The sequence below is a fragment of the Sphingobium sp. MK2 genome (genome assembly GCF_040170545.1).
Lineage (GTDB): Bacteria > Pseudomonadota > Alphaproteobacteria > Sphingomonadales > Sphingomonadaceae > Sphingobium.
The window spans coordinates 171,039-196,836 of sequence record NZ_JAZDXA010000001.1 but is presented as its reverse complement, the minus strand read 5'-3'; the positions used below and the strand labels follow the sequence as shown (position 1 = coordinate 196,836).

Annotated in this window: 23 protein-coding genes and 1 tRNA gene; 10 read left to right on the top strand and 14 right to left on the bottom strand. The window is 63.0% G+C overall.

Annotated features, from left to right (window positions below; genetic code table 11):
* Positions 1 to 54: 54 nt before the first annotated feature.
* The 8 genes from V2I08_RS00950 (at position 55) to V2I08_RS00915 (ending at position 8,878) form a co-directional block, all read left to right on the top strand.
* The gene (locus tag V2I08_RS00950) at positions 55 to 2,517 is read left to right on the top strand and encodes a TonB-dependent receptor (protein WP_349633476.1); all 2,463 of its coding nucleotides are present in this window, start codon (positions 55 to 57) and stop codon (positions 2,515 to 2,517) included.
* A gap of 90 nt (positions 2,518 to 2,607) precedes the next feature.
* The gene (gene panB, locus V2I08_RS00945) at positions 2,608 to 3,480 is read left to right on the top strand and encodes a 3-methyl-2-oxobutanoate hydroxymethyltransferase (RefSeq protein ID WP_349633475.1); all 873 of its coding nucleotides are present in this window, start codon (positions 2,608 to 2,610) and stop codon (positions 3,478 to 3,480) included.
* 78 nt (positions 3,481 to 3,558) lie between these two features.
* Positions 3,559 to 4,257 carry a tetratricopeptide repeat protein gene (locus V2I08_RS00940; RefSeq protein ID WP_349633474.1) on the top strand — a complete coding sequence of 233 codons (699 nt, stop codon included), beginning with the start codon at positions 3,559 to 3,561 and terminating at the stop codon, positions 4,255 to 4,257.
* Between the two features lie 40 nt (positions 4,258 to 4,297).
* On the top strand, positions 4,298 to 5,620 hold the full coding sequence (locus tag V2I08_RS00935) for a PQQ-binding-like beta-propeller repeat protein (RefSeq protein ID WP_349633578.1): 1,323 nt from the start codon (positions 4,298 to 4,300) through the stop codon (positions 5,618 to 5,620).
* Positions 5,621 to 5,742: 122 nt separating this feature from the next.
* On the top strand, positions 5,743 to 7,110 hold the full coding sequence (gene der / locus V2I08_RS00930) for a ribosome biogenesis GTPase Der (RefSeq protein ID WP_349633473.1): 1,368 nt from the start codon (positions 5,743 to 5,745) through the stop codon (positions 7,108 to 7,110).
* Complete coding sequence (locus V2I08_RS00925; RefSeq protein ID WP_310226057.1) at positions 7,097 to 7,312, top strand: sulfurtransferase TusA family protein; 216 nt, start codon at positions 7,097 to 7,099, stop codon at positions 7,310 to 7,312. The genes der and V2I08_RS00925 overlap by 14 nt, the downstream gene beginning before the upstream one ends.
* A gap of 72 nt (positions 7,313 to 7,384) precedes the next feature.
* Positions 7,385 to 7,825 (top strand): Hpt domain-containing protein, encoded by a 441-nt coding sequence (locus V2I08_RS00920; RefSeq protein ID WP_310226058.1) that lies wholly within the window; start codon positions 7,385 to 7,387, stop codon positions 7,823 to 7,825.
* A 45-nt stretch (positions 7,826 to 7,870) separates the two neighbouring features.
* Entirely contained in the window at positions 7,871 to 8,878 is a 1,008-nt protein-coding gene (locus tag V2I08_RS00915) for an LLM class flavin-dependent oxidoreductase (RefSeq protein ID WP_349633472.1), read from the top strand.
* Here the strand turns inward: V2I08_RS00915 and V2I08_RS00910 are convergent.
* The gene (locus V2I08_RS00910) at positions 8,873 to 9,946 is read right to left on the bottom strand and encodes an acyltransferase (RefSeq protein WP_405053608.1); all 1,074 of its coding nucleotides are present in this window, start codon (positions 9,944 to 9,946) and stop codon (positions 8,873 to 8,875) included. The genes V2I08_RS00915 and V2I08_RS00910 overlap by 6 nt on opposite strands.
* Positions 9,947 to 10,171: 225 nt before the next feature.
* Here V2I08_RS00910 and V2I08_RS00905 point away from each other — a divergent pair, with 225 nt between their 5' ends.
* Positions 10,172 to 11,827: a helicase HerA domain-containing protein gene (locus V2I08_RS00905; RefSeq protein WP_349633470.1), complete on the top strand. Its 1,656-nt coding sequence runs from the start codon at positions 10,172 to 10,174 to the stop codon at positions 11,825 to 11,827.
* Here V2I08_RS00905 and V2I08_RS00900 read toward each other — a convergent pair whose 3' ends face one another.
* From V2I08_RS00900 to V2I08_RS00875, 6 genes are all read right to left on the bottom strand, one after another.
* Positions 11,828 to 13,279: an MATE family efflux transporter gene (locus tag V2I08_RS00900; RefSeq protein ID WP_349633577.1), complete on the bottom strand. Its 1,452-nt coding sequence runs from the start codon at positions 13,277 to 13,279 to the stop codon at positions 11,828 to 11,830.
* A gap of 141 nt (positions 13,280 to 13,420) precedes the next feature.
* Positions 13,421 to 16,471, bottom strand: coding sequence for a valine--tRNA ligase (locus V2I08_RS00895; protein WP_349633469.1), 3,051 nt, complete (start codon positions 16,469 to 16,471; stop codon positions 13,421 to 13,423).
* 45 nt (positions 16,472 to 16,516) lie between these two features.
* The gene (locus tag V2I08_RS00890; protein ID WP_405053607.1) at positions 16,517 to 17,197 is read right to left on the bottom strand and encodes an NnrU family protein; all 681 of its coding nucleotides are present in this window, start codon (positions 17,195 to 17,197) and stop codon (positions 16,517 to 16,519) included.
* A gap of 85 nt (positions 17,198 to 17,282) precedes the next feature.
* Positions 17,283 to 17,780, bottom strand: coding sequence for a DUF2497 domain-containing protein (locus tag V2I08_RS00885; RefSeq protein ID WP_349633467.1), 498 nt, complete (start codon positions 17,778 to 17,780; stop codon positions 17,283 to 17,285).
* A gap of 34 nt (positions 17,781 to 17,814) precedes the next feature.
* Entirely contained in the window at positions 17,815 to 19,266 is a 1,452-nt protein-coding gene (locus V2I08_RS00880; protein ID WP_405053601.1) for a TolC family outer membrane protein, read from the bottom strand.
* 10 nt (positions 19,267 to 19,276) lie between these two features.
* A complete protein-coding gene (locus V2I08_RS00875; protein ID WP_349633465.1) occupies positions 19,277 to 19,903 on the bottom strand; it encodes a protein-L-isoaspartate O-methyltransferase in 627 nt (208 codons plus the stop codon).
* Positions 19,904 to 20,108: 205 nt separating this feature from the next.
* On the opposite strand from V2I08_RS00875, the gene V2I08_RS00870 reads away from it, so the two are divergent.
* Positions 20,109 to 20,182, top strand: a tRNA-Cys gene (locus V2I08_RS00870).
* A 32-nt stretch (positions 20,183 to 20,214) separates the two neighbouring features.
* Here the strand turns inward: V2I08_RS00870 and V2I08_RS00865 are convergent.
* The 7 genes from V2I08_RS00865 to V2I08_RS00835 form a co-directional block, all read right to left on the bottom strand.
* Positions 20,215 to 21,360, bottom strand: coding sequence for a tyrosine-type recombinase/integrase (locus V2I08_RS00865; protein WP_349633464.1), 1,146 nt, complete (start codon positions 21,358 to 21,360; stop codon positions 20,215 to 20,217).
* Positions 21,357 to 21,557, bottom strand: a complete 201-nt coding sequence (locus tag V2I08_RS00860) for a hypothetical protein (RefSeq protein WP_349633463.1) — start codon at positions 21,555 to 21,557, stop codon at positions 21,357 to 21,359. Before V2I08_RS00860 ends, V2I08_RS00865 begins: the two co-directional genes overlap by 4 nt.
* Complete coding sequence (locus V2I08_RS00855) at positions 21,554 to 22,708, bottom strand: phage portal protein (protein ID WP_349633462.1); 1,155 nt, start codon at positions 22,706 to 22,708, stop codon at positions 21,554 to 21,556. The genes V2I08_RS00860 and V2I08_RS00855 overlap by 4 nt, the downstream gene beginning before the upstream one ends.
* Positions 22,705 to 23,253: an HK97 family phage prohead protease gene (locus V2I08_RS00850; RefSeq protein WP_349633461.1), complete on the bottom strand. Its 549-nt coding sequence runs from the start codon at positions 23,251 to 23,253 to the stop codon at positions 22,705 to 22,707. The genes V2I08_RS00855 and V2I08_RS00850 overlap by 4 nt, the downstream gene beginning before the upstream one ends.
* Positions 23,250 to 24,476 (bottom strand): phage major capsid protein, encoded by a 1,227-nt coding sequence (locus V2I08_RS00845; RefSeq protein WP_349633460.1) that lies wholly within the window; start codon positions 24,474 to 24,476, stop codon positions 23,250 to 23,252. Before V2I08_RS00845 ends, V2I08_RS00850 begins: the two co-directional genes overlap by 4 nt.
* A gap of 181 nt (positions 24,477 to 24,657) precedes the next feature.
* A complete protein-coding gene (locus tag V2I08_RS00840; protein WP_349633459.1) occupies positions 24,658 to 25,296 on the bottom strand; it encodes a hypothetical protein in 639 nt (212 codons plus the stop codon).
* Positions 25,297 to 25,361: 65 nt separating this feature from the next.
* Positions 25,362 to 25,757 (bottom strand): hypothetical protein, encoded by a 396-nt coding sequence (locus V2I08_RS00835; protein WP_349633458.1) that lies wholly within the window; start codon positions 25,755 to 25,757, stop codon positions 25,362 to 25,364.
* Between the last annotated feature and the right edge of the window lie 41 nt (positions 25,758 to 25,798).

Below are 25,798 nucleotides of genomic sequence, written 5' to 3'. Positions count from 1 at the left end.
CGGAATCGCCGCGATCACACATCCACCGGACATCCGGACATAAAGGGGATATTTATGATTGCGCGTTTCCTGTTGCTCGCCAGCGTGGCGAGCGCTTCCATCATCGTGCCTGCCGCCCATGCGCAGACGCAAGCCCCGGACGCGGCACCGGACCAGTCCGACGCCGAGGCGCAGCGGGTGCGCGGCGACGTGATCGTGGTCACGGCGCGGCGTCGCCAGGAAACGGCGCAGGAAGTGCCGCTCGCCATCTCGGTCATCCGGGGCGACAGCATCGAATCCACCGGCAATTTCAATATCGTGAAGCTGCAGCAACTCGCGCCGACGTTGCAGGTCTACACCACCAACCCGCGCAACACATCGGTCAACATTCGCGGCCTGGGCGTGCCGTTCGGCCTGACCAGCGACGGGTTCGAACAGGGCGTCGGCATCTATGTCGACGATGTCTATAATTCGCGCGTCGCCGCTGCGACATTCGATTTCCTGGACGTGGCACAGGTCGAAGTCCTGCGCGGGCCGCAGGGCACGCTCTATGGCAAGAATACCACCGCCGGCGCGATCAACATCACGACCAACCAGCCGACCTTCGATTTCGAAGGCCGCGCCGAACTGACCGTCGGCAATCTCAACTATAAGCAAGCCAAGGCCGCCATATCCGGCCCGCTGTCCGACACGATCGCCGCGCGGATCGCGATCGCATCGACCAGTCGGCGCGGCACATTGTTCAACACCACCAGCGACCGTTGGATCAACGAGCAGGACAATCTGGGAATTCGCGGCCAGTTGCTGTTCAAACCGAATGAAGACCTCAGCATCACCCTGTCGGGCGATTACAGCAAGCAGGACCCGGAAGGATTCGGCACCGCCTTCGTGCGGGTCGGCCGCACCCAGCGCGCGCTCAACCGGCAATATGACGCCCTGGTTGCCGCGATCAACGCCGCCAATCCCGGCCGCAACTATACGCCCAGCCGCAATGTCTATGATCGGTTGACCGATCTTGATTCCAGCCTGAACGCCGGCAACAAGATTGGTGGCGCATCGCTGAAGGTGAATTGGGATCTGGGCGCAGGCAAGTTCACCTCCGTCACCGCCTGGCGGTTCTGGGACTGGAAGCCGGAAAATGATCGCGACTTTACCGGCCTGTCGATCGTGTCCCGATCGCAAAACCCCTCGCAACAGGACCAATATAGCCAGGAATTTCGCTACAGTCAGGAAGGCGACCGGATCGACTTCGTCGTCGGCCTGTTCGGCTTCAAACAGCGGATCGACACCCAAGGCACGGAACAGCAGGGTGCCGACGCCAGCCGATGGAACCTGACCGGGGCGCTGGCGAACGACCCCAGCGTGCTGCAAGGCCTGACCGCCAGCAACACGCAATATCTCAAGAGCGACAGCGCCGCGCTGTTTGGCCAGTTGAGCTGGAAAATAACCGACGCCCTCACCATCCAGCCGGGCGCGCGCATCAACTATGACAAGAAGTCGGGCTTCTACGAGCGCGTGGTGACCAACGGACAGGGCCAGCTCATCAGTTGCTCCCCGACCCCGGCCGCCGGATCAGTGCTGGCCGCGCAGTGCGGCGTCTACCAGCCGCAGGTCAGTGCGCCATCGGACAGTGCCTGGAACTTCACCTACGACTTCAACCTGAACTACAAGTTCGCGCGCGATGTCCTCGCCTATGCGACCTATGCCAAGAGCTTCAAGACGCTGGGCATCAACCAGAATGGCTTGCCGCTCAACGCCGACAACAGCGTGAATTACGACGCCGGGACGGTGAAGCCGGAATCGGTCAACCATTATGAAATCGGCCTCAAGACCCAGTTGTGGGGTCGTCGGGCGACCTTCAACCTCTCCGCCTTCCGTACCGACATCAGGAATTTCCAGGCGACGGTGAATGGCGGCCAGTTCGGCACGGTGCGCGGCTACCTCGCCAACGCGGGCAAGGTCCGGTCGCAGGGCATCGAAGCTGACTTCAAGATCACACCAAGCGATCGCTTCAGCGCCTATGCGAACGGCGCCTATACGGATGCGAAGTATAAGAAATTCACCAACGCACCCTGCCCGCCCGAATTGTCGGGCGGCACGCTTCAGCCCGCCAGTGCAACGCCTGATTATTCGCAAGCCGGTGTCCCCGGCGCTCTGAGCCCCCGCCAGTGCGATATTTCGGGGCAGGAACTGCCGGGCGTATCCAAATGGGCTTTCTCCTACGGCGCGGAGGTCAATGCGCCGGTCACGCTGCTGGCAAAGGAGGGCCAAGCCTATCTCGGCGTCGATGGCAATTATCGGTCGCGCTGGAACTCCAACGCGTCGCCTTCGGTCTATACCGAAGTGAAGGGCTATGCGCTCTCCAACGTCCGTGCGGGCTTCCGGGGTGAGGGCTTCGATGTCTTCGGCTGGGTCCGCAATGCCTTGGACGTCAACTATATCGAAACATTGCAGGTCGCGCCGGGCAATACCGGCCTAATCGCGGGCCAGCCGGGTGATCCGCAAACCTGGGGCGGCACGATCAAATTCTCCTTCTGACAGGCTCCCACCCTGCGGGTGCGATTCCCTGGATCGCACCCGTTTCTTTGCGCATTTGCGGCCCGGCCCAGGGTGGGGTAGAGCGCACCCATGTCCACGACCTTCACAATCGACACGGCGACCAGCCGCGCCACGCCCACCCCGGCCCCTATGAAGCGGCTGACCGTGCCCGCTATCCAGCGGCGCAAGTTCGAGGGCAAGACGACCGAGCCGCTGGTGATGCTGACCGCTTATACCGCGCGGCAGGCGCAATTGCTCGATCCGCATTGCGACATGCTGCTGGTCGGCGATTCGCTGGGGCAGGTCATCTATGGCCTGCCATCCACGCTGGCCGTCACGCTCGACATGATGTGCGCCCATGGCGCCGCCGTCGTGCGCGGCAGCTATCATAGTGTCGTCATCATCGACATGCCCTTCGGCAGCTATGAAGCCTCCCCGCAGCAGGCCTTCGCCAGCGCCAGCCGCATCATGGCGGAAACCGGCGCGGCGGCGGTCAAGCTGGAGGGCGGGCAGGCCATGGCGGAAACGATCAGCTTCCTTGGCCAGCGCGGCATCCCGGTCATGGCGCATATCGGGCTGACGCCGCAGGCGGTGAATGCGCTGGGCGGCTATGGCGCACGCGGCAAAAACCAGCAAGAACATGCCAAGATCATGGCCGACGCGCGCGCCGTCGCCGATGCCGGTGCCTTCGCTATGGTACTGGAGGGGGTGATGGAGGAACTGGCCGTCGCCATCACCGACAGCGTCGATGTGCCGGTGATCGGCATCGGCGCGTCCGCCCATTGCGACGGGCAGGTGCTGGTGACGGAGGATATGCTGGGCATGTTCGAGCGCGTCCCCCGTTTCGTGAAGCGATTCGACACTATCGCGCAAAGCATCGACAGTGCCGCCCAGCGTTACGCCGCCGATGTGCGCAGTCGCGCCTTTCCCACCGAAGAACAGGTCTATCGCCCGAAAAAGTGATTTGCCTGTGGCATAAGCGCCGCTATTGATCGCGCCTTCTGCCCTCACATATTTCTGATCCATGCCCCGGAGAATGCAGTGGCCCTGACGCCGCAAAATAGTGAAGCCTTCATGCGTGAAGTTGATGAAGCCGTCCGGCAGGACCAGCTCACGTCCTTCTGGCAGCGCTATGGCCGCGTGCTTCTTGTCGTGCTGGTGCTGGGCCTCGCGGCTTTCGGCGGCTGGCTCTATTGGCAGCAGCATCAGCAAAGCCAGTCGCAGGCCGTGTCCGAAGAGATGGACGCGGTGTTGGCGACAGCCGCTGGCGGCAGTGAACCGGACGCCAAGCAGCTTGACGCGCTGACCAAGGCCGACCAGCCCGGCTATCGCGCGTCGGCCCAGTTGCTCAAGGCCGGTATCGCCGCGCGCAAGGGCGACAATAAGAACGCGATCGCTCTTTATGCCGCCATGGCGGCCGACACCGCGTTGGACCAGCCCTATCGCGATCTGGCGCTGATCCGCCAGACCGCGCTCGAATTTGAAGCGCTCAAGCCCCAGCAGGTGGTCGATCGCCTCAAGCCGCTCGCCGTTGAGGGCGCGCCCTGGTTTGGCAGCGCAGGCGAACTGGTCGCCATCGCCTATGCCAAGATGGGCAAGACCGACCTTGCCGGGCCGATGTTCGCCGCGCTTGCCAAGGACAGCAATGTGCCGCAGTCGATCCGTTCACGCGCGCGTCAGATGGCAGGCGTCATGGGGATCGACGCGGTGGAAATACCGGCCGAGCCGACGGAAGGGTAACGAGCAAATGGGACAGCATAAGATGAAGAGATTTGCGCCCATGGGCCGCGCCCTGACGCTCACTGCCCTGATCGTGATGGTCGCTGGTTGCGGCGTCATCGGTGGTAAAAAGGGTGGACCCAAGACGCCGGTGGTCGGCAATCGCGTGTCCATCCTGAGCAGCGAGCAGGGCGTCGAGGTCGAACCGAGCCTGGCCGATGTTCAGGTCACCCTGCCCGCTCCCGCCGTCAATGACAGTTGGTCGCAGCCGGGCGGCGATCCGTCCAAGGCGATGGGCCATGTCGCGCTGGGCGGTTCGCCAACGCAGGTGTGGACAGCATCCATTGCTGGCAGTTCCCCGCAGGCCCGGCTTGCAGCCGCGCCCGTCGTGTCGGACGGCAAGCTGTTCGTGACCGATGCGGGTGCGCATGTCATTGCGTTCGATGCCACCAGTGGGTCGAAATTGTGGCAGACTGACCTGCCCGCGGAAGGCAAGGGCAATGGCCGTTCGTTGTTCGGCGGCGGCGTCAGTGCCATCGGCGACCGGGTATTTGCCAGCACCGGCCTTGGCGACGTCTTCGCGCTCAATGCGGCGGATGGCGCGGTTATCTGGAAGAAGCATCTGGCCGGGCCGCTGCGTGGCGCGCCGACGCTGGAAAATGGCCATGTCTATGTGATGGGTCAGGACAATCAGGTTTTCGCGCTGAACCAGAGCGATGGCGAAACCCAGTGGACCGACAGCGGCACCTTGCAGGTTACGGGGATCTTCGGCGTTGCCGCCCCCGCCGCCGCGCAGGGCACGGTGATCGCTGGCTATAGTTCGGGCGAAATCAACGCCTATCGCTACGAAAATGGTCGTACGCTTTGGAGCGACGCCCTGTCGCGCACCAGCATTTCAACGGCCGTAGCGACGCTGACCGACATCGACGCTGATCCGGTTATCGACCGTGGCCGTGTTTTCGCGATCGGCCAGGGTGGCCGCATGGCCTCCTATGAACTCACCAGCGGTCAACGCCTGTGGGAAATCAATATTGCGGGCATCTCGACTCCCTGGGTCGTGGGCGAATGGGTATTTGCCGTGACCAGCGATGCGCGCCTGCTCTGCGTCGCCCGCGCGACCGGCAAAATCCGCTGGGTCAGCCAGTTGCGCCGCTGGCAGAAGGAAAAGAAGAAGGACAAGGCGATCCGCTGGACCGGGCCGGTGCTGGCGGGCGGGCGCCTGATCGTCGTATCGACGCGCGGCCAGATCGCCTATGTCGATCCAACGACCGGCGTCGTGCAATCCGAAGTGGACATGAAACGCTCCATGTCGCTTTCGCCGGTTGTCGCCAACAATATGCTCTATGTGCTGGCGGATGACGGGAAACTGACGGCGTTCCGCTAAACCGAATATTCGTGCTAAGCCATGCTCCTGCGAAGGCAGGAGCCCAGTTCCTCCGCTTTTGGACTGGGCTTCTGGCTTCGCAGGAGCATTGCGTTTTTTAGATAAGAAGGAAACGGGCCTCCATGCTGCCCATCGTAGCCATTGTCGGGCGGCCCAATGTGGGCAAGTCCACCCTGTTCAACCGCCTGATCGGCAAGAAGCTCGCGCTGGTCGATGACCAGCCCGGCGTTACCCGCGACCGGCGCGAGGGCGAGGCGCATCTGCTCGGCCTCGACTTCACCATCGTTGATACCGCCGGTTATGAGGATGAGGACGCCAACAGCCTGCCCGGCCGGATGCGGATGCAGACCGAAGCGGCCGTCGAAAACTGCGACGTCGCCTTATTCATGATCGACGCGCGGGCAGGGATAACGCCGCTGGACGAGGAAATCGCCCGCTGGCTGCGCGCCAATGATGCGCCGGTCATCCTGGTCGCCAACAAGGCGGAAGGCAAAGCCGCCGACGATGGGGTGATGGAATCCTTCAGCCTGGGACTGGGCGAGCCTGTCCCCTTTTCGGCCGAACATGGCCAGGGCATGGCCGATCTGTTCCAGGCGCTATTGCCCCATGTCGAGCGCGAAGGCGATGAACCGTTCGAACGGGAATTTTACGAGGATGACGAGAGCGCACCGCTCAAGCTCGCCATCGTCGGCCGCCCCAATGCGGGCAAGTCCACGCTGATCAACCGACTGCTGGGCGAAAACCGCCTGCTGACCGGGCCGGAAGCGGGCATCACCCGCGACAGCATCGCCGTCGACTGGATGTGGACCAGCCGCGAGGGCGTGGAGCGCCCAGTCCGCCTGATCGACACGGCCGGAATGCGCAAGCACGCCAAGGTACAGGACAAGCTGGAAAAGCTGGCCGTCACCGACGGCTTGAACGCTGTGAACTTTGCCGAAGTCGTGGTGCTGCTGCTCGATTCGACGCGCGGACTGGAAGCGCAGGATCTGCGCATCGCCGACAAGGTGCTGGAGGAAGGGCGTGCGCTCGTCGTCGCGCTCAACAAATGGGATACGGTCGAACATGGTTCGGCCCTGTATCAGGGCATCAAGAAAGCGCTGGACGACGGGCTGGCGCAGGTGCGCGGCGTGCCGATCATGACCGTGTCGGCGGCCACCGGCAAGGGGCTGGACGACCTGATCCATGTCGCGTTTGAAACGCGCACCGCCTGGTCGCAGCGCGTGTCCACGGGCGTCCTCAACCGCTGGTTCGAAACCGCGCTGGAGGCCAACCCACCGCCAGCGCCGGGCGGCAAGCGGATCAAGCTGCGCTACATCACCCAGAACAAGACCCGCCCGCCGACCTTCGTGCTGTTTGGCACGCGGCTGGATGATCTGCCTGAAAGCTATCGCCGCTATCTGGTGAACGGCATAAGGCGGGAACTGGGCTTTGGCGCCGTGCCCGTCCGCCTGACGCTGCGGAGCGCCAAGAATCCCTATGCCAGCAAATGAGCCGGTGTCGGTCAACGCGCGCGGCATGAAATGCCCCTGGCCCGTGCTGCGCGCGGCACGAGCCATGCGCGGGGCGGATGCAGTGTTGGTGGAGGCTGACGATCCTATCGCGCCTGCCGAATTGGCCGCGCTGGCCAAGGCCCAGGGCTGGAGCTTCGAAGCACTTGACGAGGATCGGTTTTCACTACGTCGCACGGGCTGATGCCCACCCGATTTTAACCGCCTGTTTACATGCCTGCTCTATTTCCACAGGGTAGCCTAAGGAGCGGTGCGCGTGCCCCATCAAGAGACCGATCTGGTCAACTGGACCGAATTTACCCGGACCCGGAATGAACTGGGTGCGGCTTTTCCACGGATATTGGGCTATTTTCGCGAAGATGGCGTCAAGTCGATTCAGGCGATTGAGGAGGCGTTCCGCGCCCGCAAAGCCGTCGCCTTGGTGACCCCCGCGCATACGCTCAAGGGGGAATCGGCGCAGTTCGGTGCCTATCGCTTGAGCGCGATGGCCGAGGAGATCGAGATGGTCGCGCGCCGCTGCGTCGAGACCCGTGAACAGCCCGACGAATTGATCGAGACCGTCGTCGCGCTGCGCCCTTGCTTTACCGAAACGCTCGCGTTGCTGGATCGCGATGCCAACCCGCTCGTGGCGCGCCGTCCCGTCACCTTTGGCCGCCGTACCGAAACACCCGCGCAAGGTTTTGGCCGCGCCATCTGATATTGCGTATTGAAATAAAACTCATCATGCCCCCATATGGGGGATATGACACGCTTCTCCCTGCTCGATCTCGTCCCCGTCCGCGAAGGCGACAGCATCGCCGCCGCGCTTGCCAACACGGCTGACCTCGCCGCCCATGCCGAAAGGCTGGGCTATCACCGCTTCTGGGTCGCCGAACATCATGGCATGGCGGGCATCGCATCGGCCGCGACGTCGGTCGTGCTGGCGCATATCGGTCAGGCGACATCGACGATCCGCATCGGCGCGGGCGGCATCATGCTGCCCAATCATGCCCCTTTGCTCATCGCCGAACAATTTGGTACGCTTGACGCGCTGTTTCCCGGTCGGATTGATCTCGGCCTTGGTCGCGCACCAGGTTCCGACCAGCGGGTGGCGCAGGCGATCCGGCGCACGCTTGTCGGCGGGGCGGATAATTTCCCGCGCGACGTGATGGAGATACAGGCCTATTTCGCCGCCGACGATCGACTGGGCATCCAGGCGACACCCGGCGCAGGCGCGAATGTGCCGCTCTGGATTCTGGGCTCCAGCCTCTATGGCGCGCAACTCGCCGCTGCGCTCGGCCTTCCCTATGCTTTTGCCTCCCATTTCGCGCCGGCCGCGCTGGACGAGGCCGTCGAAATTTACCGGCGCGACTTCCGTCCCTCGGCCCAGTTGAAGGAGCCTTATGTGATGGCGGGTTACAATGTCTTCGCCGCCGACAGCATGGCCGATGCGCAATTGCTCGCCAGTTCGATGCAGCAGGCGTTCGTGCGGCTGCGCACCGGCCAGCCGGGCAAGCTCCAGCCCCCGGTGCCGGATTATTACGACATGCTCCCGCCTCAGGCGCAGGCGATGCTGGCCGATGTGCTGAGCGCGTCGAGCATTGGTACGCAAGCCGATGTCGAACGGGATCTGGCCGCCTTCCTGCGCCGCACGCGGGCCGACGAGTTGATCCTGACCGGGCAGATTTTCGATCCCGCTGCCCGCAAGCACAGCTTCGCCATCGCCATGGCGGCGGCGCAGGCGATTACCACCCCCGAACCCGTATTATAGGCGACCGCCGCTCAGCAGGGCCGCGGCACGGGGTGCGACCCTGCTGAGCAACCTCCCCAGGATGATCACGACGCCCAGCACCAGCAAGGGCTGCAGGATCAGATAGACGGGATATAGTGGCGATCCCATGCGGCCGGTCAGCTTGCCCAAAAGCGGGCCGCCGAGCCAGATCAGGACCAGATGCGCGCAAAAGAGCAGAAAGACATAAGGCTCGATCCGCAGGAGCAACAAGCGCGCCCTGCCCCCCGCCAATATCCAGGCAATCCGCCAGAAGGCGATCACGGCCGCAAGGCGCGCGGCCAAATCCAATCCCCGCAATGCCAGGACAGCATCGCTGTCAGCCAGCATAATGGCGCGATAGAGTTGCGCGCCCATCAACAACGCAAAGGGCAGCAGCGCCAAGACCAGGGGCCAGCGAAGTATCCGCTCTTCCCAAGCACCCCGACGCGCCAATATGCCCAGGGTGAAGAAGAAGAGGATGGACGCCCGCATCAGCACCGGCGGGCCTAGCCCTGTGACATGGCAGGCCGCCGCGACCAGCGCTATGCACGCCAGCGCCCAGCCCGGTATGCGCACCAGCAACGGCGCGGCGACCATGCATAAAAACAGATCGCGCAGGAAAGGCATCTGAACATTGATGTGCGGATTGCGGGTCACGACCAGCATTTCGTCGATGACCCACCAGATCGTCTTGGGGACCGGAGCGGACAGGCCGAGCGTCAGCGCAGCCCCCGACACCAGCAGGATCGCGATGCCATTCCACAGGATCATCGGCAGCAGGATCGTCCGCGCCTTGCGTCGGACATGCCCGCTCCAGTTGCGCACGCCGCTCGACCCCGCCACCAGCCAGCCCGATATCAGCCCCAGCAACGGCACCGCGCTGCGCCCGAACAGTTCCATCAACAACCAGCGCAGATTTTCCTGTGCCGTTCCGCGCAATGCGTCGAGCGCCGCCCCGTTCAACCCCGTCCAGGCATGAACATAGACCACGCCCAAAATGCAGATGACTCGCGCTATGGCGATGGCGTCGGAGCGCTGCGCTTCATGGTCCGCAATCGTTTCGGGCACGAAAATATCCTGTAGTGGCCAGGGCTCAATGCCCGACATCTCGTCCTGTTCCCAAACATCAGACCCATCCATTTTGGATGGATGACTAGCCCTTGTTAAGACGCCATGGCGCATTCTGTCGGATCAGGCCATGTTGAAAGGGATGAATAAGCCAATATTTACCTTCGCCGCCTAGACATCCTGTGTTTGCCGGAAGTCTTTCCGGGCCAAGGGATGACAAAGGCCATGACCCATATGCCGGGTGCGCATCAATTCACGCCGACCGCGGCACCTGCTTCCCTTGCCAACGCGCAGTCGATGGGCATGGTGTTCCAGATCGCCGGTTCCAGTTCGAAAATTCTCCTTGATCCGCAACGGCTTGCCATATTGGGCCAAGATGCCGATCCCTGCACGGCGATGGCGGGCCAGGTCGGCAGCCAGGTCAAGATGCGCGTCGGCTCGGTCTGGCTGGTCGCCAGCGTCCGCGCGATGGTGCTGGACCAAGCCAGCCAGAGCATCGTCGCCGACATCGACTTTCTGGGCGAGGGTGACGAGGAAAAGCTGACCGGGCGCATCTTTCACTTCCGGCGCGGCGTCACCCGCTATCCCACCCCCGGCACCGAGATTTTCCCGGTGTCGAGCAAGGATATGCAACAGATTTACGCCGCCGATGACCGGCCGCATGTCCAGATCGGCACCGTCTATCCCACCACCGACACGCGCGCTGCGCTCTATGTCGATCAGATGCTGGGCAAGCATTTCGCGCTGCTCGGCTCCACTGGCACCGGCAAATCGACCAGCGCCGCGCTGATCCTCCATCGCATCTGCGACCTGTCGCCCATGGGGCATATCGTGATGATCGACCCCCACGGCGAATATGGCGCGGCCTTCGCAGCCAATGGCGCGGTGTTCGACATCAGCAATCTGGCGCTGCCCTACTGGCTGATGAATTTCGAGGAACATTGCGAGGTGTTCGTCACCTCATCCGGCTCGGAACGGACGGTCGATTGCGACATTCTCGCCAAATGCCTGCTCGCGGCCCGCATGAAGAACCGGCTGGCCGAGCAGATTGGCCGCCTGACCGTCGATTCGCCGATCCCCTATATGCTCTCCGATCTCACCACCATTCTCCAAAATGAGATGGGCAAGCTCGACAAGGGCACCGGCGCGCTGCCCTATATGCGGATCAAGACCAAGATTGACGAGATCAAGGCCGACCCCCGCTACAGCTTCATGTTTTCAGGGATGCTGGTCGCCGACACGATGCAGGACTTTCTCGCGAAGATTTTCCGCCTGCCCTCGGACGGCAAGCCGATTTCAATCATCGACGTCTCCGCCATCCCGTCGGACATCACGTCGACCGTCGTGTCCGTGCTGTCGCGGCTGGTGTTCGACTATGCCATCTGGGCGCGCGACGAACCGCAACGGCCGATCCTCCTCGTCTGCGAGGAAGCCCATCGCTACATCCCCAATTCGACCAGCGGCAACGGCCAGGCGGTGCGCAAGATATTGGAGCGGATCGCCAAGGAAGGCCGCAAATATGGCGTCAGCCTCGGCCTCATCACGCAGCGCCCGTCTGACCTGGCCGAAGGCGTGCTGTCGCAATGCGGCACCATCATCGCCATGCGCCTAAACAACGACCGCGATCAGGCCTTCGTCAAGGCCGCCATGCCCGAAGGGGCGCGCGGTTTCCTTGATTCGATCCCCGCGTTGCGCAACCGCGAGGCGATCATCTGTGGCGAGGGTGTCGCCGTGCCGATCCGCGTCGCGCTCGACAATCTGGAAGAACATCGCCGCCCTGCGTCCGGCGACCCCAGTTTTACCGCTCTTTGGCGGCAGTCAGGCGACGAAGAGGCCATCCTCGACCGCACCATCACCCGCTGGCGCAACCAAGGGCGGTAATTATCCGGTTGGCGCGATGCGCCCGGCGGGTTCAGCGTCGCTGTTTACCGTTTCCCGGCATTCCTCTTCATGCACCGGCACCAGCAGCTTGGCCTTGCGCCAGCCGCCATGGGCATAGACCAGATAGGCCAGCAACAGCGAGACGAACGACCCGGCCGGAAAACTGAACCATAACGCATCGGCACCGATCCGGGGATAAGCGAGATAATAGAAGCCGATCCGCACCGCGAACAGGGTGAAGATCAGGATGATCAGCGGCTTTATCACCACGCCATTGGCGCGCATCACCCCGAACAGGATCATGGTGCAGCCAAAGGCGATGAAGCTCCAGCTTACCCGCAATTGCATATGCCACGCTTCGGCGATCACGGCGTCATTGTCGCCCAGAAACAGCCCCAGCAATGGCGCGTGGAAGGTCAGCATCACCGCGACCATCGTGCCGGTGATCAGCAACTGATAGCCGATGCCATAGCCGGTGATCCGGCTGATCCGGTCCCACCGCCCCGCGCCCACATTCTGCGCCGCCATCGCGCTGACCGCGCCGCCCATCGCCATGGCAGGCATCTGGAGATAGGTCCAAAGCTGCTGCGACGCGCCATAGGCCGCCGTCACCAGCAGCCCTTCGCGGTTGACGAGGCCGATCATCACCAGGCCCGACGCCGACATGACGATCATCTGGAGGCCCATGGGCAGTCCCTTGCCCAACAGCACGCGCAATTGCGCGGCAGCCGGGCGCAAATAGGCCAGTTCCACCCCGCGCAGCCGCAGTGGCAGATCCTTGGCATAGGTATAGGCGATGATCCCGATCAGGCTGACGAAACCCGCCATGGCCGTTGCCGTCGCCGATCCCGCAATCCCCATGGCCGGGAATGGCCCCAGCCCCAGGATCAGCACGGGATTGAGGATCAGGTCCACCTTAACGCTGACGATCATGAAGATGAGCGGCGTGCGCGCATCGCCCACGCCGCGCAGCCCCATCATGATCATGACGGATAAGAGGGTCGCAGGCATGGCGATGAAGATCACGCGCAGATAGACGAGCGCCATGGCATAGGCTTCGGTCGGCGTCGCCAGCAGCCGCAGCAGCGCGGGCGCGCCCACCCAGCCCAGGATCGAGACGACAAGCGCCAGCCCCATACAGAAACCGACCGCCGACCCGAAAGCACGGCGCGCCGCATCCATATCGCGCCGCCCCATGGCCTGACCGATCATCACCGTGGACGCCATGCCGAAGCCGAAGACGACCGAGAACATGAGGAACATGATGATATTGGCGTTCGCCGTCGCCGCCAGCGCCTGTGGCCCCAGAAAGCGCCCGACCCAGATGGCGTTGATCGAGCCATTGAGCGACTGAAGGATGTTGGAGGCCAATGTGGGCATCGCGAACAGCATCAGCGTGGACGCGATCGGCCCTTGCGTCAGGTCTTTTCCGCCCGTGTTGCCTGCCGCCATGCTCATTCCCCAATCCCACCAACGCCTTGGAGAAGATTCCCCGCCCCGTTCGCCCTGAGTTTGTCGAAGGGTCTTTCTTCTTCAAAGAAAGGGGCTTCGACAGGCTCAGCCCGAACGGATTTCAAGAGGCGTGCCCTAATCTCACCCCAGCCGGTCGAGCGCCGCCTGCAACCGTTCCGCCTCGGCACTCTTTTCGCCATGATCCTCGCGCGCCTTGGCGACGGCTTCGGGCTTGGCCTTCTCGACGAAACTGGGGTTGGACAGCCGCCCGCCCAGCGCATCGCGCTCCTTCTGCGCCGCGGCCAGCGCCTTGGCGAGCCGCGCCTTTTCCGCCGCGATGTCGATCACGCCTTCGAGTGGGAGGATGAAGGTCGCTTCGTCCACCACAATCTGCGCCGCACCCCCGGTCGGCGCTTCGCCAAAGGTCAGGCTCTCGATCCGCCCCAGTCGCGCCAGCGCCGCACTCTGCCGATCGAGGCGACGATGTGTCTCCTCCGACCCGTCGCTCACCACCATCGGCAGCTTCGCGCCCGGCGGCACGTTGAGTTCGGTCCGCGCGGTACGAATGGCGCTCACCAGCCGGATCAGCCAGTCGATCTCCGCCTGTGCATTGGTGTCGCCGGGCGTCACCAACAGAGGCCATTGTGCAATGATGAGATCAGCGTCTCGCTCACCCATTGCGTGCCAAAGCTCTTCGGTGATGAAGGGCATAAAGGGATGCAGCATCACAAGGATTTGGTCGAACGCCCAGCCCGCGACCGCGCGCGTCTCCTCAACCCGTTCGCCCTGAGCCTGTCGAAGGGCTTCACTTTCTTCCGAAGACAAGGAAGAGGCTTCGACAGGCTCAGCCCGAACGGAGGAGAGGTCCGCTTTGATGAGTTCGAGATACCAGTCGCAAAATTCGTCCCAGACAAAATGATAGATCGCATTGGCTGCTGCATCGAAGCGTAGATCTGCCAATGCGGAATCAATGGCCGCGACCGTGTCCATGACCTTGCCGACAATCCACTGGTTGACTGGCAATTGCGCGGCGGGTGCCTCATGACTGGTCGATGCCGTCACGCCGTTCGACTGGAGGAAGCGCGCGGCGTTCCATAGTTTGGTCGCGAAGTTGCGATAACCCTCGACCCGCTTCTCATCCATCTTCACGTCGCGGCCCTGGCTCTCCATCGCCGCCATGAAGAAGCGCAGCGCGTCCGCCCCGAACTTGTCGATCAGGCCCAGCGGATCGACGACGTTGCCCTTGGACTTGGACATTTTCTGCCCGTCCGCCGCCCGGACGAGGCCGTGGAGATAGAGTTTGCGCCATGGTACATCACCCATGAACTCCATCCCCTGCATCGCCATCCGCGCGTCCCAGAAGAAGAGGATGTCGAAGCCGGAAATGAGGAGGTCATTGGGGTAGTGGCGGGAGACGAATGAGTTGCTCCCCTCCCCTTCAGGGGAGGGGTCGGGGGTGGGGCTTTGCCCCATAGGTGACCCCTGATCGCTCGGCCCCACCCCAACCCCTCCCCTGAAGGGGAGGGGCTTTTCCGTTGCGCCCTCCGGCCAACCCAGCGTCCCGAACGGCCACAGCGCCGAGGAGAACCAGGTGTCGAGGACATCGGGATCGCGGAAGATGTTTACCCGGATGTTTGGCCCATCCCGACCATGGCCACCAGCATCCGCAACCTCAATAGCGATTGATCGGTCGTCGAAATCTATGTGTTCTTCATAATAGGCTTTAGCCAATTCGATCGCTTCAGCTTCGGTAGCCGCAACAAAGATCGGACGTTCCCGTGAATACAATTCTGGGTCGTCGCTCGAACGCGGAAAATGCATGAGGCCTAGCGGTTCGCCAAACCAAGCCGGAATCCGGTGCCCCCACCACAATTGCCGGCTCACACACCAAGGCTGGATATTCTCCATCCAGTTGAAGAAGGTCTTTTCCCACGTCTTGGGGACGATCTCGATCCGCCCGTCGCGCACCGCTTCCATTGGTGCGACGGCCAGCTTGGCGGCATCGACATACCATTGGTCGGTCAGCCATGGTTCGATGACCACGCCGGAGCGGTCGCCGAACGGCGTCTGGATCACACGCGGTTCGAAGTCAGCCGCGACCTCCTCGCCTTCCTTGTTCCTGGTGACATGCGGCACCAAGAAATCCGGCTTCATCGCCTCGACCACTGCCTTGCGCGCCTCGAACCGATCCAGCCCCAGATACGCCTCCGGCACCAGCCCGTCGGCGGTCTGCACCACCTTCGCATCCGCATCGAACATGTTGAGCATCTGGCCCGCGGCGATTCCTGCGCGCTTGCCGACCTCGAAATCGTTGAAGTCATGCCCCGGCGTGATCTTGACCGCGCCGGACCCCAGTTCCGGGTCGGCATAATCATCGCCCACGATCCGCAACCGCCGCCCAGTGATCGGCTGGAGAATCTCCTTGCCGATCACGCTCTGATAGCGCGGATCGTCGGGATGGACCGCGACCGCCATGTCGGCCAGCATCGTTTCCGGCCGCGTCGTCGCGACGACGATATGGTCCGCCCCGTCGGCCAGGCGAACGCCATCGGCCAGCGGATATTTGAACCGCCAGAAGCCGCCCTGCGTCTCCTTCGTTTCCACCTCCAGATCAGAAATGGCGGAGCGGAAGTGCGGGTCCCAGTTTACCAGCCGCTTGTCGCGATAGAGCAGCGGGGCAGGATTACCGTCCGCATCCTTACGATGGTAAAGCTCAACGAACACCTTGACCACGGCCTTGGAAAAATGCGGGTCCATGGTGAATTGTTCGCGGCTCCAGTCCATCGAACAGCCCAGCCGCCGCAACTGGCCCGTGATGGTGCCGCCGCTTTCCTGCTTCCACTCCCACACCTTTGCGATGAATTCATCGCGGCTATAGTCGGTGCGCTTCTCGCCCTTGGCGTTCATCTGCCGCTCGACCACCATCTGCGTCGCGATGCCCGCATGGTCGGTGCCGACCACCCACAAAGCATCCTTGCCGCGCAGCCGCTCGTAGCGGATCATGATGTCCTGCAACGTATTGTCGAGCGCATGGCCGATATGCAGGCTGCCGGTGACGTTCGGCGGCGGATTGACGATCGTATAGGGCTGCGCGTCCGGCCGTTCGGGGCGGAACAGGCCCTTTTCTTCCCAATGGGCGTACCAGCGGGTCTCGATTGCGGCGGGGTCGAATGTTTTGGGCAGTTCGGTCATGGCACGGGCCTTAATGCGCCTTGCCGCCCCATTCCAGCCGAAAGATCAGTCCAACCAGCGCCATATGCCCGCAGACCAGCCCGCCAGCGGCTTATGCGCCCAGGTCGCCACCAGCCACAGAAGCAGCCCGCCCGCCAGCGCATGCAGGCCGAACTGCCCGAACCGCGCGCGACCGGCGAGGATCGCGGCAAAGGGCCAGTAGCTCGTCCGCGATTCCCAATGCTGCCAGGCGGCGGGGGTCAGTTGCTCCTTCTTGCGGTCCTGCAGAGCCGCACCGACTAGCGACAACAAAATAATCGCCGCCGACACGATGATGTTCGCGGTGACGGGATAAACCACTATATGCGCCAGTCCCCACAGGGCGAACGCCCACATCATGGGATGGCGGGTGATGGCGAACACGCCCTTCGCTTCTGCCGGAACCATGGTCGGCCCGTCCGGGTGCGGCATTGCCGGGTTGCCGACCAGCGACCCCAGCAGCAGGATCGACGCAACGAGCATGATGACGGTCGCAACCGCCCATAGCGCATCGCCGACCGGCCAGAGCATCGGCGTCACCGGCGCAGCGCGATAGGCGATGATCGTCCAGATCAATGTCACGGCCGCAACCAGGGAATAAAGGCCCAGAAAGCCCTTTTCCCCCATCCGCACCACCAAAGGCGCGCGCAGCGGATGCGACAACAGAAAATGCGTGCCGACAAAAGCCGTCGCTGCGATCAGGACCATCATGCCGCCATCCCCCAGTCAATCAGAACCGGGTCGTATATAGCATAAAATGGTAATTACGTCAGCGGTTTGCGCAAGGCAGGTTTCACCGCGCCGTAATGCGCGCAATCTCCTTGGCCACCATCTCCTCGACCAGGATCGGCAGCCTCGCGTCCAGCCATTCCTTGAGCATCGGCTTGAGCAAAGAGCGCACCAGCCCTTCGAGCGTATTGTCCCCGCCATCCTGCGGCGCGATCAACATGGAGGACAAAGCGGAAAGCGAATGCCGCGCGGCCACCTCGCTCTCGACCGACAGGATCGTTTCGGTGCCTGGCGCAGCAGCGGCAGCAGGCTTGGCGGTAGCGGGCTTGGGCGACGCAGCTTTGGGAGCAGGCATGGCGTCCTCCATGCTGACCTCTTGGGTCAGTTCCAAAATTTCATCATTGCCCAGATCGGCAGGCGCTGGCGCGGCGGCCGCCTTTGCCGCATCGGCCCGAACCCGGCGGGGCGCGGCCTGTGCCGCTTCCTCGCCTTCCTCGGCGATGATCCGCTTGATGGACGACAGTATCTCTTCCATCGACGGTTCCTTGCTCATATCGCCCACCGACGCCCCCTGATTCCGGCTGGTTGACAGCAAGTTAGGGCTGTCGTGCCATTTCAGGACTCACATTGGCGTTTTGCGGCACGCTGTCAACGGTGCGTGTGGCCACGGGCACGGGCTGCGGGCCATAGTCCCAGTCAAACCATTTGCCCCGTACCGCTTCATAATGGACGATCGGATCGTAAAGGGTGCCGCTTGCCAGGCCCAGATCATCGGCTTCGGCATGTCCCATGGCGGCGAGCAGGCTGAACCCGGCGACATAGGCATTGCGCCGTGCCGACACGAGTTGCACACGCGCATTGAGTGCTTCCTGCTCGGCGTCGAGTATGTCGAGAATGGTGCGGCTGCCGACCGAATTTTCGGCGCGCACCCCCTCCAGCGACAGGCTCGACGCATCGACCGCCGTCTGGTTGGACTGGATCGTCTGCAACGATGCCTGCCAACTGGCATAGGCGGCGCGGGTCTGGGCGATGACACTGCGCTCAATCTCGATCGCTTGCTCAATTGCCTGCGATTCCTGCGCCTGCCGCTGGCGCACCTGCGCGGCGGGCCGCCCCCCCTGGTAAATGGGCAGATTCAGCGTCGCACCAACGGCCGCCTGCTTATTCTCGCGAATATCGGGGTCCAGATAGTCGGTATAGCTGCCCTGGCTAAAGCCGCTCAGCGTCGGCGACGTCGCCGCCTTGGCGACCTTCACATCATAACGTGCCGCCTCCCGCGCTTTTTGCGCGGCCAGAATATCGGGATTGTCGGCCAGCGCGATCTCGACCGCCACTTGTGGCGACGCGGGCAAGCCCGGCAAGGCCGGCGGTGCCTCCAGCGCGTCGGGTGCCTCCCCTACCAACGCGATATAATTTTCGCGGCTGGTAATCAGATTGGCTTCGGCGATCTGCAAGTCCGACTGCGCCAGCGCCAGCCGCGATTGCGACTGGGCGACATCGGTACGGGTCACATCGCCCACTTCAAACCGATCGTTGGTCGCCTGCAAATTGACTTCCAGCACCTGCACATTGGCGCGGTTCAACGACACGATCGCGCTGTCGCGGATCACGTCCATATAAGCGCCCACGACCTGCGAAAAAATGCTGGCTTCGGTGCCGCGCAGATTGGCCTGCCCCGCCTCCACGCGAATCTTCGCCGCCTTCACGCCATTGCGCACCGCGCCGCCCTGATAGATGGGGACATCAATGCTGGCGCTCGCACTCGCCGAACGCTGTGGTGCCAAAAAGCTGTTGGACGGCCGCACCACCAGTTCCTGAAACTGCAATTGCGACTGGACGGTGGGGCGTCCTGCCGCCTTCTGCAGCGGCACATTCTCGTCCGTCGCCCGCTGCCCGGCGCGCGCGCCGGTCAGCGTCGGATTGGAAGCATAGGCCTTGGCCAACGCGCCCTGCAAGGTTTCGGCCATAGCCGGTCCCGACAGAGCGGAGGACAATAACAGCAAGGCTGTAGCGGTTGCCCGCCCAAAAATATGTCGCTTTGCTGTCATGATCCCCGTCTCAAAAAACGAACTGTTCCGGTGCGGCAAAGCCCGGCAGCACCACCATTTCGAGGTCGGCAATGCTGGAAAGGCCCAGCACCCCGCCCACGACGCGACCACTGCACAGGCGCGTCACGCCGCGCTCGACCAGGCCGGTCACCACCCGTCCGCCATCGACAAGCTGCTGAACGAGCGTCGCGGGCACTTCCTCTACCGCGCCGTCGATGAACAGAAGGTCATAGGGTGCGTTATCGGCCGCCCCGGCACTCAGCGGCCCGCGCGTGACCGCAGCGCCAATGCTTTCCGGCCCGCCTTCTTCCTCGACCGCAACCACCTGCGCGCCCATTTCGGCCAGCAGCGCGGCGCAATAGCCGGTCGCCGCGCCGATCAGCAGCACCTTGTCCCCCGGCGCAACCTGCGCTTCGGTCAGCAAGCGTCCGGTCGCCAGTGGCGGGTTGATCGCGCGACCGCCATCCAGCGGAATGGCGCGGTCGATATAGGTCATGGCGCGACGATGCGCAGGGACATACTCCTCACGCGGCACCTTCGCCATCGCCGCGATCACGCGCGGGTCATTGACGTCGCTGGTCCGCAACTGGCTTTCGACCATGGCGGCCCGCATCAAAGAATGTTTCTGCTCGGTCACGATAGTTTCTCGCTTGGTCCAGGGGGCTTGGCACAACTGTATTGTTAATGCAATACAGCAAGGGGATCAACGGACCTCTAAATCAGCAGCCGCCCCACGCCAAGCGGCTTTGCGCGACGGCATGCGAGATTCTTGCCATGGGTCGCCGCGCTACCGCTTGACTTTGCGACCAAAGCCGCACATCTGCGGCCACCCACTTATCTGAGGCCCGATGGCGGAGTGGTTACGCAGAGGACTGCAAATCCTTGCACGCCGGTTCGATTCCGGCTCGGGCCTCCACTTTCTCACTTTTTGCAAGTGAACACATAGCTTTAAGCCTCATTGGCGTCTAACCTTGGGGCAAGGTTAGACTTTTCCCATTCGACAATCCGCTTGATAGCGCCGTCGGCAAGGCGTTCCTGATCAGCCGCTTCAGTGTATCGGGCGACTTCATCATCCTTCGAATGGCCGCTTACGGATTTCATGGTCTTGTTCGGCATTTCCAGTTCGGCCATGCGTCGCATGGTCGCCTTGCGCAGCCCGTGCGCCGTGCATTTGGGAAGTCCGGCGGCGTCGCACTGATCACGAAACCAGCCCCCGAAGCCCTTCACAGAAAAGGGCCGTCCCCATTCTGTCAGCAGGAAGCATAGCGCGTCGCTGTCCGGCATGGCGGCAATGGCTTCAGCCAAGGGCGCGGCGATTGGCAATGTCAGCAGCTTGCCGGTCTTGGATTGCCGGATAGCAAACTTGCCGCCCCTGATATGCTGGGGGCCAAGGTGGATTGCATCGACCTTGCGCTGATCGGTCCAGAGCATCAGCTCCATGGCGAGGCGTTGCTTAGTGCCCAGCGCCCAGAACGCGCGATAGGTCGCAATGTCGTCTTCGGTCCAGGTATAGAACCCGCTGGATCGCTCGTTCGGGCTGATCTTGACCGGCTGCGCGTCGTCCACCGGGTTGACCGCAATCCAGCCCAGCTTGCGCGCAAAGCCGAAGAACCGGCGAAGTTCCTTTCGCAGTTTCCGCGCCGCTTCGACCCCGCCCACTTTCCGGCCCTTGGCGTCAATGCGCTTCACCCTCGTCTTGGCGATGATCGCGTCAATGTGTTCGAAGGTAATGCCCTTCACGGGCCGATCCTCGCGGCCCTCGCAAAAGCGTTCAAGAATGCCTCGCACCTTGGCTTGCGTCACCGGGCTGGGGCCAAGGCGTTCGGGAACAGACAGATAGCGCCGTAACAGGTCGCCGACGCTGCCAGGCACGCACCGCGCCGCCGCCGCCGCTTCGCGCGCCTCGGCAATGGCCTCGGGGCTGTTGAAGCGGTGATATTCCTCGCGGAAGGCTTCCGTGCCCAGCGGCGCGGTGAAGTATTGCGAGGGATAGCCCTTGCGCCGAAACCGCAACCGTTCCTTGCCGTGCCGGTCTTTGAACCGGGACACATACTCGGGCAGGAAACGATTGGATTTGACGCGGCGCTTGTTCATGGCAGGAACTCATCATCCCACGGATTGCGGTTGGCCTCGGGACCATGCGCGCCGCCGTTCAGCATCACGATAATCGCGCCGGTCGTGTCGATCTTGTAACCGCTCGGCTGCAAGCCCGCCCGCTGCGCGGCCTTCAGCGCCCGTGTGGCGTCCGATTGCTTGAACCGCGCGCGGCGGGAAGCCCCGGCGGCGCTCATGGCGTCAGTTCCGGCTTGGCGCGCGGGTTCCAGCCTTCGACGTGCCGCACTTCGTCAGGATCAAGCACGCCGGTTTCGACGGCAATCTTGTGAGCGTCCCAGCGGGTCTTGGGATCGCCGCGAAGGAAGGCGGACAGGTCAAGTTCCAGTTCGAAGCCCGACGCGGGGGAAAAGATGCTGCGCGCGAATTCGGCTTCCAGCTTGCGCGCCCATGGTGCCAGCGTGAATTGCGCGAACCAGCGACCCGCCGTTTCCGAATTCGTGAAGGTGTTATGACTGTAGTCTTGGACCAGCGGCGGGGGCACCTGAAACAGACGGCAGATTTCTTCGACGCCGAACTTCCGGCTTTCCAGCAGCTCGGCGTCCTCGGGCGAGATTGCGGCGGTTGTCCAAGTCAGCCCCTGATCAAGAACAAGGATGCGGCCCACATTCTGCGCGCCCGCGTGCTTCTTTGCGAAGTCGCGGGCGAATGCCGCCTTGTCCTCGGGGTTCATCACGCCGGGGTAAGTGATAATGCCGGACGGATAGCCGCCCCGGTCAAGAAACCCCTTGGCGAAGGTGTTGGCCGCTGCCACGCCCGCGACGGTTTCCGACGCCCGCGAAAGCCGCGAACGCCCGATCAGGCCATCGTCCGAACGGTCCCGCAAGTGCAGCACTTCGGATTGCAGCAGGCGCTTGGCGCGACCCCGTCCGAACGGGTCCGACACGTCATAGGCAAGCCGCCCGGTCGAAAGGTATTCGACCGACACGCGCGACCAGGGGATGAATTCCAGCCCGATCAGCGCGCCGTTCCGGTCCCGCCTGACTTCGGCAAGGCCATTGCCGTTCAAGAGCGCGGACGCAACAAAATGCTCCACGAATTCCGGCCATGTCATTTGATCATTCACGCCTTGCCGCGTGAGCGCGACCAGCGGGTGATCGAATTGCTCGACCCGGTTGCCTTTTCCGTCGCGCCGGTAAACCAGCGCCGGGATATAGGCGAGGGCGGAACTGATTGCCGAAGTGCAGGCGAAGACCGCTGAAATATTCTCGGCTGCGCGCGCGCTCATGGCCGCGCCCAGCCCAAGGCCGGGGGTCAATGCTGCCCAGCTTGGATCTGCACTTCGCCGTTCGAAGCCCAAGCGCCCCGCGATGGTATTGAGCCAGCTCATAGGGCACGCTCCGCAATCTCGATTGCCCTTCGCCGCGCGGCGCGCGCATCGAATGCGCCACGGGCGCGCAAGGCAATGCGCGTGTCAGGATAGGCCGGGAACGCCTGCACAACCGATATTTCGCGCAGGTCGATTGCCCGAAGGCTTCGACGCTTGCCGGTCCAGACTTCCCCGCCCGCCGGGATCAGGAACCCGAACGACATTCCGCCAATGTCGCCGCGCTCGGCAAGGGCGATAATATCCCGCCCCGCTTGCGTGTCGGGAAGGTCCAGCGAAAAGGCCAATCCCCGGCTGTCCTCGCTAAGCCGCAAGGTGCCGGATCGGGTGCGACCCAGCACAAGGCCGGGATCATGATCGACCAGCGCCAGAATGTCGCCATCGAGCGAGGCGCGGAACGCCCCCGGCTCGATGGTTTCGACAAAGTCGCGAAAGCGCGCTTCCGCGCCGAACGTCGCGGCATAGCCCTCCAATCGCCGCGCGCCTGCCAGCGCCCGGAATTCGGGGAAAGCCCGCCGTTCGATTGAAGGGCAAGCCGCGCCGTTCACGGCTTGAAGCCCGTTGCCGACACGAACGCCTGTGCATTGCGGCAAGCCGTGTCCACGGTCGCAATCGCCCGCAGCGAGATATTGCCCTTCTTGTAGGCGGCGCTCTCGTAGGGGTTCACGAGAATGTCGATTTCCGACCAGACGCCGATCAGCAGTTCGGACCAGTCGCCATAGATCAGGCCGTGTTCGTCGTCGTCGTCACCCAGGTTGCTGGGAACCTGATTGCTGAAGGCGCGCGGCTCCATGTGGAACAGCTTGTCCATGCCGATCGGCAGGCCGGTGGCGTCCCGCGTCTTCAACGCCGCTTCCTTGATACCCGACGTGCCCAGGAACGAGCGCATGGCCGACACGTTTGCCACGTCCGCCTTGGCAATCATGGCTGCGGTGAGGGTGATGAAGCTGGCGTCGGCAGGGGGCACGGCAACGGGCTGGGTCTGAATGCCGGGGGTGTTGAGCAGGCCCAGCGGTTCGTTGCCGCCCGCCCCGCTGATCGCGGCGCGGTCAATGCCCAGCGCCAGATTGCGCGCCAGCATCCGGCGAAGCAGGGTTTCGACCTCGGGGCTGGCCTGCAAGATCATGTTGCGGGACCATTGCGTGATCACGCCGCAATGCTTGGGCTTCAGTTCGACACTGCCGAAGGTGGCGTCGTCTTCATCGAAGTCCGTGTTCTCGGCTTTCCAGGTGGGCTGGGGGCTGTCGCCTTCCTTGGGAATATCGACGTTGCCGGTCAGCCCGGTCAGCACCGTCGCGCCCATGGCGCGCACCACGGATTGCGCGGTCAGGGCGCTGATATACAGGTCCGGGCGCTGATCGGTGGGCACAAGGCTTTCGCCGCTGGCGTTCGCAGTGGTGAGCGTGCGGGTTTCCAGCGCCTCGGCAGGGATGAAAAGCCCTTGCGGGTTGCGTCCGGCGCGCTTCGCCAGCTCGGATTGCATTTCCCGTTCGCGCCCCCAGTCCACGCCTTCCATGCCCGACGCCCCGGCAATCGCACGACGGATCGAAAACTGGCGCAGTTCGATTTCCAGCTTGCCGTCGCCGACAAGCGGCTTGCCGCGTTCGTGGCGCTCGGCGCTCTCGATAGCTTCGGCGCGCGTGATCTGCGCGGCGAGAGCGTCATATTGCGCCTTGGCCGTGTCGAAGTCAGTCCCGCCCGCTTCTTCATGGGCGCGCATGGTTTCGAGCGCAGCGGCGCGGCGCTCTTTCAATTCAGTCAGTCTGGTCATGATCATGCCTTTCTAAGTGGCCGGGGGATCGCTCCCCCGGCGCGCAGAATGCCCACTGCTTCGCAGCGTTGGCGGTTGGTTGCCGTCCGGGTCCACGGCGCGGAATTACGCGCTGCCCCGCCCGGACGGCGATGTGAGAACGTATAGGGCCGGTTCTCACGGTTTCCGGGGCCGGAGATTGTCATGGGGTTGCTGTCCCCCGATCTGAAAGCGTGCGGTTAAGGTGCATCAGAATGCCAAGAAAGAACGTCGCCTTGATGCTTTTGCCGGTCGCAAAGGTGGCACTTTCGCGCGCCGCTTCATCAAATTTCTGGTCGAAGGCGCTGTCGCGGTGGGCATCTTCGGACAAGTGCAGCGCGCGCATTTGGGGCTGTTCGAAGAACAAAGCCGAATGGCCCATGTGGATCATTGCCCCGCCATTGGCGCGGTCGATTTCCAGCCACGTCGAAGACACATCGCCTGTCGGCAAATGGGATACGTGCTTGATCAGGTAAGCGACCGCCCGATCCAGTTCCATGTCGTCGTCCAAAATCTCGCGCAGAATGTCGGGCAAGCCGTCAACCGCGCTGGGGCGGCAATAGGGAAGCGCGCGACTGAAGAACGGTTCGACTTCCTGCACGCGTTCGGGATGATCGGTCGCGCCCAGCGCAATCAGAAAGCGCGCGGCGTCCAGATGCGTCATGGTCGCGGCCCCTTTGCCGCGCTTCGCCTTGTTCACGCGCCCAGCTTCCCGCAACCGGCGGGAAAACAGGTTCAGCGTTCCAGAGGTATCGACCTCATGGAACGCGAACACGGCAACAAGATCGCTTAGCTTCGCCATTGTTTGGCGGGATACTCCAAACGGGTGAGTGCGTCAATATGGCGCATCACGCTTTATTGGGATGATCAGTTCTCAATGCCCAGATGCGCGACAATCGGCGCAATCTCGGGCGGCTGATCGGTTCCCAGCCATAGGTTGCGAAGCACTACGCGCAGCCGTTCCAGTAGGACATGATCATAAACGTCGATGGTCTTGTCCGTGCGGTCTTCGAAGCCTTCGATCAGCGCGTGGACGTGATAGCGCGCCACTGCCAGCGCCAAGGCTTTGCCTGCCGGGGTCCGGGGGCTTTCATCGCAGGCGACTTGCAGCATCCCTTGCAGGGCGGCTTCAGCCAGCACCAAGTCCCCGCAGGGATCGACAAGTTCGGCTTCGTGCTGATCGAGAGCCGCCAGGAACGAACCGACAATCGGATCACTGGCGTTGCCGTAGATCGGGCGCTTAGGTAATGCGGTTACAGTCATGATTGCCTCCACAATAGGCTTTGATGATGAGAGCCGGGGAG

What these genes read in the sequence shown, in the direction of transcription:
- V2I08_RS00950 (WP_349633476.1), top strand. Translation starts at nt 55, where the DNA reads ATGATTGCGCGTTTCCTGTTGCTCGCCAGCGTGGCGAGCGCTTCCATC.
- panB (WP_349633475.1), top strand. Translation starts at nt 2,608, where the DNA reads ATGTCCACGACCTTCACAATCGACACGGCGACCAGCCGCGCCACGCCC.
- V2I08_RS00935 (WP_349633578.1), top strand. Translation starts at nt 4,298, where the DNA reads ATGGGCCGCGCCCTGACGCTCACTGCCCTGATCGTGATGGTCGCTGGT.
- der (WP_349633473.1), top strand. Translation starts at nt 5,743, where the DNA reads ATGCTGCCCATCGTAGCCATTGTCGGGCGGCCCAATGTGGGCAAGTCC.
- V2I08_RS00925 (WP_310226057.1), top strand. Translation starts at nt 7,097, where the DNA reads ATGCCAGCAAATGAGCCGGTGTCGGTCAACGCGCGCGGCATGAAATGC.
- V2I08_RS00915 (WP_349633472.1), top strand. Translation starts at nt 7,871, where the DNA reads ATGACACGCTTCTCCCTGCTCGATCTCGTCCCCGTCCGCGAAGGCGAC.
- V2I08_RS00905 (WP_349633470.1), top strand. Translation starts at nt 10,172, where the DNA reads ATGACCCATATGCCGGGTGCGCATCAATTCACGCCGACCGCGGCACCT.
- V2I08_RS00900 (WP_349633577.1), bottom strand. Translation starts at nt 13,279, where the DNA reads ATGGCGGCAGGCAACACGGGCGGAAAAGACCTGACGCAAGGGCCGATC.
- V2I08_RS00895 (WP_349633469.1), bottom strand. Translation starts at nt 16,471, where the DNA reads ATGACCGAACTGCCCAAAACATTCGACCCCGCCGCAATCGAGACCCGC.
- V2I08_RS00890 (WP_405053607.1), bottom strand. Translation starts at nt 17,197, where the DNA reads ATGGTCCTGATCGCAGCGACGGCTTTTGTCGGCACGCATTTTCTGTTG.
- V2I08_RS00880 (WP_405053601.1), bottom strand. Translation starts at nt 19,266, where the DNA reads ATGACAGCAAAGCGACATATTTTTGGGCGGGCAACCGCTACAGCCTTG.
- V2I08_RS00865 (WP_349633464.1), bottom strand. Translation starts at nt 21,360, where the DNA reads ATGAACAAGCGCCGCGTCAAATCCAATCGTTTCCTGCCCGAGTATGTG.
- V2I08_RS00860 (WP_349633463.1), bottom strand. Translation starts at nt 21,557, where the DNA reads ATGAGCGCCGCCGGGGCTTCCCGCCGCGCGCGGTTCAAGCAATCGGAC.
- V2I08_RS00855 (WP_349633462.1), bottom strand. Translation starts at nt 22,708, where the DNA reads ATGAGCTGGCTCAATACCATCGCGGGGCGCTTGGGCTTCGAACGGCGA.
- V2I08_RS00845 (WP_349633460.1), bottom strand. Translation starts at nt 24,476, where the DNA reads ATGACCAGACTGACTGAATTGAAAGAGCGCCGCGCCGCTGCGCTCGAA.
- V2I08_RS00840 (WP_349633459.1), bottom strand. Translation starts at nt 25,296, where the DNA reads ATGGCGAAGCTAAGCGATCTTGTTGCCGTGTTCGCGTTCCATGAGGTC.
- V2I08_RS00835 (WP_349633458.1), bottom strand. Translation starts at nt 25,757, where the DNA reads ATGACTGTAACCGCATTACCTAAGCGCCCGATCTACGGCAACGCCAGT.